General features: G+C 72.1%; 3 protein-coding genes and 1 pseudogene. 3 read left to right on the top strand and 1 reads right to left on the bottom strand.

Annotation, left to right across the window (positions count from 1 at the left end):
- Window positions 1–148: 148 nt before the first annotated feature.
- Both JHN63_RS53635 and JHN63_RS48795 read left to right on the top strand, forming a co-directional pair.
- Window positions 149–301, top strand: a pseudogene (locus tag JHN63_RS53635) (helix-turn-helix domain-containing protein); the annotation flags it as partial.
- A gap of 67 nt (window positions 302–368) precedes the next feature.
- Window positions 369–728: a hypothetical protein gene (locus JHN63_RS48795; RefSeq protein ID WP_234478845.1), complete on the top strand. Its 360-nt coding sequence runs from the start codon at window positions 369–371 to the stop codon at window positions 726–728.
- A gap of 91 nt (window positions 729–819) precedes the next feature.
- Here the strand turns inward: JHN63_RS48795 and JHN63_RS48790 are convergent, their stop codons facing one another.
- Window positions 820–1,746, bottom strand: coding sequence for a DUF3027 domain-containing protein (locus tag JHN63_RS48790; RefSeq protein ID WP_200691580.1), 927 nt, complete (start codon window positions 1,744–1,746; stop codon window positions 820–822).
- A gap of 423 nt (window positions 1,747–2,169) precedes the next feature.
- Between JHN63_RS48790 and JHN63_RS48785 the strand changes: the two genes are divergently transcribed.
- Complete coding sequence (locus JHN63_RS48785) at window positions 2,170–3,594, top strand: MFS transporter (protein WP_200691579.1); 1,425 nt, start codon at window positions 2,170–2,172, stop codon at window positions 3,592–3,594.
- Window positions 3,595–3,695: the final 101 nt, after the last annotated feature.

Here is a 3,695-nt window from a genome sequence, read left to right as displayed (position 1 = left end):
AACCACGCTGGTGAAAGGACCCGCACCCAGCCCCACCCCCCCCCCCCCGCAGCAGGACCCGCCGATCACCCATTCGGGTAAATATCACCAACTGGGCTGGATTCCGGGCAGGTTGCGTGATCTACGGTCAGCGCGACACGAACTCCCGATGGATACACGCGACATTACCGCGCCCCCGCGCGCCCAGTCCCGGCACACCGCCGACAAACACCCGAAGCAGCGGACCGGTGGGTTATCTCACGACAACTCCCGCCACACCGCCCGCTTCACGGTGATCGGGAACCACCTCGCCCAGCACCCGCTCCAGAACTGCGACCGCTGCGACCGCTGCGACCGAGCCTTCCGCTCACCGCCCCCGGAACACTGCCATGACTGCCGAACTCCGGTTGCCGCTGCCTGACGACCACGGACACGACATGCGTGCCACCCTTGCCGCCCTCGCTCCAGGCCGCCTGGCGGAGATGCAGGCCACCAAGGACGGCGCCTTCGCCAAGGTGGTCGAGTGGGAGTCCCACAGTCCGGTGCGGGGCTGGGAGCTGATCTGGGGCAGGGAGATCGAGATCGCCCGGCGCCCGGTTTTGTCCGCACGCTACGCCTGGGCGCGGAACAACCTGGAGCACGAGGACCCGGCCGTCGCGCGGGAAGCCCTGGGTGAGCTGAGTGCGGTGCTCGACGAGGCGGTGAGGGCAGCTCTCGAGCGAGGTGGGGACGAGCCGACCCGGACGTGAACCTCTGGCCTACCGAGTCGGGTGGTGGGTGGGCGCAGGTCGGGGTCCGGGGCGGAGCCCCAGGGACCCGCACCCCCGTCCGCTCGGGAACCTACGAGTGCCCCAACTCCGCCGATTCCTCGTCCGCCCCCACCGAGACCGACCCCGAATCCGCCGAAGGCCGCAGCGGGAACGGGTCCACCTTCGTCTCGTCGATCACCGGTGCCGGTGGCTGGGGCGGTTTGGGCATGATCGCTGCTTCCGAGTGGCCGCCGCAGCCGTAGGAGAGGGACACGACGTGGCCGTCCGCCGGGGAGAACTCGTTCGCGCAGACTCCGAAGGCCTGGCCCAGGGAGCCGCCGACCGCGACCAGGAAGCCGCAGCTGACGCAGGCCGCGGGGGCCGCCTGGGCCATGGGGGTCTTCGGGCCGAAGCCGTCCTCCCAGCGGTCCGCGGCCTCGTGGAGGCCGTAGCGGGAGAGGACCCTGGCGCGGCGGATGCCCAGTTCTTCGGCGACCGCCGCGATCGAGCCTCGGGTGGGGGCCACCGGGAGCGTCGCCGGGGCTCCCGCCGTCACCTCCGCGTCCTCCGCCTCCACCAGCTCCGCCATCTCCTCCGAGACGGCCGAGTTCGGCGGGGGCTCGTCCTCGCCCGTGTAGCCGGGCTCCAGACGGAGGTCCTCCGCGTCGGTGGGGAGCAGGTCGCCGGGGCCCATGTCGCCGGGGCGGAGGCGTTCGCTCCACGGGACCCATTCGGGGGCCAGGAGGGAGTCCGGGCCCGGCAACAACACGACCTCGTCGAGTGTCACCAGCTTCGCTCGGGACGCTCGTGCGACCGTCACCGCCCAGCGCCAGCCCCGGTAGCCGAACTCCTTGCACTCGAAGAAGTGCGTGACCACCCGGTCGCCCTCGGATTCGAAGCCCGCGTGCTCGCCGACCACGCCGGGCGCGGCGGCCTCCTCGGCTGCGGCACGGGCGAGGTCGACGGCCTCGGCGCACAGGCGGTCGGGGGTGCGGCTTCGCGTGGTCGCTGCGCTCACAGGTATCGCTTCTCTCCTACGCCGTCTCACGGGTGCGCCTGTTGCGGCGAAGGGAGCGGACGGAGCGGCTGAAAGACATGTACCAGGCCCTTGGGGGCACTGGTGGAGGGCCGCGTCGACGTCCGCACCCGATCGCGCTCGGGCACGCCTACACCATCCATTCTGCGGGATGGCCGAGAGGCGCGCGGCCGAGAACAATCGCCACGGCGCGCTACGCACGCTACCTTCTCCCGCGCCATGCGCCCACACCGACGGCCCCTCTGGCGCCGCGCGGCGATCGAACCGAGACCTGTGCGCGTGTCGGGCGGCGACCTGAGCGAGTGCCTGGCGGCGACCTGTGCAATGGCATTGAATCCACCCCTGCTGGCCGCCATACGCGCGGTAACCGCACTACTCGGGCCTTTCTCGGGGCACTATGACGGAGTGGCAGCCGCGAGGTCGCCCCAAGGTGCCACCGGGATCGGTGGGACGAAGGGGAGCATCCGAGGTGGCGGTTCGGGCCGGGTCGGCGGTTCCGTCCGCGCGATGGGTCGTGCCCTGCACTTCCCCGTCACCGGTACCGCCCGCGGCATCCGCAAGGCGACGCACGCCCACGGCGCGGGCGAGTCGGGCCTCGGCCGGCTGATCGAGCTGCACGCGGTGAACGGCGCCGGCGATGTCATGATCACCGTCGCCCTCGCGTCGACCGTCTTCTTCTCCGTGCCGACCGATGAGGCGCGGGGGCGGGTCGCCCTGTATCTCGCGATCACCATGGCGCCGTTCACTGTTCTCGCGCCGGTGATCGGGCCTCTGCTGGACAAGCTTCCGCACGGGCGGCGCGCCGCGATGGCCGCCGCGATGCTGGCCCGTGCCCTCCTCGCGCTGATCATCTCCGGCGCGGTCGCCAGCGGCAGCCTGGAGCTGTATCCGGCGGCCCTGGGCGCCCTGGTCGCCTCGAAGGCGTACGGCGTCGTCAGAAGCGCCGTGGTGCCCCGGCTGCTGCCACCGCGCATCTCGCTGGTGAAGGCGAATTCGCGCGTCACCCTCGCCGGGCTTCTCGCCACCGGCGTCGCCGCGCCGATCGCGGGCGGGCTGCACGCCATCGGCGATCCCTGGCCGCTCTACGGCGCCTTCGTGATCTTCGTCGCGGGCACGGTCCTGTGTTTCTTCCTGGACCCCAAGGTCGACTCCGCCAAGGGCGAGGACACGGCGCTGCTCGCGGCCGACGAGAACCATCTGCACGGCCCGCATCCCAAGGAGGTCAAGCGTCCGGGGCTGCGCACGGTCGGCATCGCCGTCACCCACGCGCTCGGCGCCAACGCGGCCCTGCGCTGGCTGTCGGGCTTTCTGACCTTCTTCCTCGCGTTCCTGCTGCGCGAGCATCCGATGACCGGGCAGAGCGCGGCCGTGTCGCTGGGCATAGTCGCCGTCTCGGCGGGCGTGGGCAACGCCTGCGGTACGGCGGTCGGGTCCTGGCTGCGGCAGCGGGCGCCCGAACTCATCATCGTGACGGTGATGGCGGTCGTGCTGGGCGCGGCGATCACCGCGGCGATCTTCTTCGGCGCGGCCCTGGTGGCGTGTCTCGCGGCCGCCGCCGGCTTCTGCCAGGCACTCGCCAAGCTGTCCCTGGACGCGCTGATCCAGCGGGACGTGCCCGAACTGGTGCGTACGTCGGCGTTCGCGCGCTCGGAGACGATGCTCCAGATGGCCTGGGTGCTCGGCGGCGCGATCGGCATCGTGATGCCGCTGAACGGCGCGCTCGGCTTCACCCTGGCCGCCGCGGTCATCGCCCTGGGCTGGCTGACCACCCTCCGCGGCCTCCTCGCCTCGGCCCGGCACGGCACCGGCGGACGCCCACGAGTCGCCTGACCCGCCCACCCTGGCGCAGGGGCCGCCGACATCCACGCGTCTCCCACCCCGGCACAGGCGCGGCCGACATCCACGCGTCACCCACCCCGCACCACCGGCAG

Source organism: Streptomyces sp. MBT65 (genome assembly GCF_016612545.1).
Classification (GTDB): Bacteria; Actinomycetota; Actinomycetes; order Streptomycetales; family Streptomycetaceae; genus Streptomyces.
The sequence above is the reverse complement of the archived record's forward strand: the minus strand, read 5'-3'. Positions and strand labels throughout refer to the sequence as shown.

Bases quoted from the DNA above. Each gene is read 5' to 3' on its own strand.
- JHN63_RS48795 (WP_234478845.1), top strand. From the start codon at position 369: ATGACTGCCGAACTCCGGTTGCCGCTGCCTGACGACCACGGACACGAC.